We start from the raw sequence: 1,518 nt of genomic DNA, 5'->3' as shown, positions 1-1,518 counted from the left end.
GCGTGATGATCGATGCCAAGGATGTGTATGCGGGCGAACTGCCTATACGCCTTGCCGTGGACCACCTAATAGAAGGACTACTGCCGGGGTGCATCACGACCGTACGCGTGGCGGCCCATTACAGCAAGTTGGATGCCTGTAGGTACATTTGCGCTGAGTTGTCTCAAAGGGGCTTTCGTGTGTTTTTGAACCTCATGCAGATCGACTCTGCAAATGCTGCAGAACTTGAGACGTGCCTGAAAGAAGCAAAGCAGTTCGACACCATCGACGTGCTATATATTGCCGATTCCTTCGGCTCTATGAAACCGAGCCGCGTCCATGAAATTATCGGCCGATTTGCGGATCGGCTTGAGAGTGACGTTGGATTTCACGGCCATGACAACCGGGGCTACGCACTGATCAATTCAGTTGCAGCCGCGACGGCGGGAGCGAGATGGATAGACTGCACCATGGGCGGCATGGGCCGCGGGGCCGGAAACACAGCTAGCGAGCAGCTCCTGCCGATTCTCGGTCACCTCGATACACCCGTCGAAAAGGTGCTTCTGGATCACGTCCGGCGTCACTTCGATCCACTTCGCAAACAGTATGGCTGGGGAAGCAGCACGGCATATCAGTTCGCGGGCTCAAACTTCATCCATCCTTCCTATGTACAAAAGCTGCGCGAAGAGGGGGCCTTGTCTGAGGCCGCGATTATCGACCTCCTTTCGAATCTCAGCGCCGATCAACGGCTAAGTTTTGCCGACGACAAAATCTCGGAGCTGATGGCGCAGACGATCGCCTGACCGCAGTTGGCTCCGATGAGCTTCCGTTTTCCCAATTTGGAGGTTGCCATGGCTCTAAGAAATGCGGCTGTGAAACCATCGGTCCTCCCGTCCGATCCGCGGTTTTCATCAGGCCCTTGCCGGAAACATCCTGGTTGGAGCGTGCCCCCAACCATGCTCCGATATGTTGGACGAAGCCACCGGAGCCCCGAGGGAGCAGAAAGGCTGAAAGGGGTAATCAGGCGCATGGCCTCTTTGCTGGAGCTGCCTGATAGCTGGCTGTGCGGAATCGTGCCCGGTTCGGGCACTGGGGCTTGCAGCATGGCCCTACAAAATCTGCTAGGCCCGTTCCCAGTCGAGACATTCGTGTCAGATAGCTTCTCGCGGTATTGGGCAAATGAGATCGACACGTTAGGGCTAGCCTCCCAGAGGCGCCACGTCTGTGCTTTCGGGGAATTCCCGGACACCAGCGGGATCGATCCCAATCACGACATTCTTCTAGTATTAAATGGCACCAACAGCGGCGTCTGTCCTCCGGATCTTGATTGGATTTTTCCTGACCGTGCCGGGATCGTGATCGCAGATGCCGTCTCGGCAGCTTTTACCAGGCGCATCGACTACGATCGAACCGACGTTCTGTGCTGGTCATGGCAGAAGGCCCTTGGCGGCGAAGGCGGCCATGGCATGATCGCGCTCTCGCCTCGGGCCCAGGCACGGCTGAAAGTCAGCAGGGTTAAGCCCGTAGCCAGGCTCATGA

The 1,518-nt window shown here is 57.0% G+C and carries 1 protein-coding gene and 1 pseudogene; both read left to right on the top strand.

Features of this window, described 5'->3' with window-relative positions; genetic code table 11:
* On the top strand, nt 1-782 hold a 782-nt coding region (locus tag O7A70_RS33715), incomplete at its 5' end, for a hypothetical protein (protein WP_337144188.1).
* A gap of 225 nt (nt 783-1,007) precedes the next feature.
* Nucleotides 1,008-1,518 (top strand): annotated as a pseudogene (locus tag O7A70_RS33710) (phosphoserine aminotransferase); the annotation flags it as partial.

This window comes from Mesorhizobium sp. Cs1299R1N1, from assembly GCF_037179655.1.
GTDB lineage: Bacteria > Pseudomonadota > Alphaproteobacteria > Rhizobiales > Rhizobiaceae > Mesorhizobium > Mesorhizobium salmacidum.
This window is presented reverse-complemented; position numbering and strand designations above follow the sequence as displayed.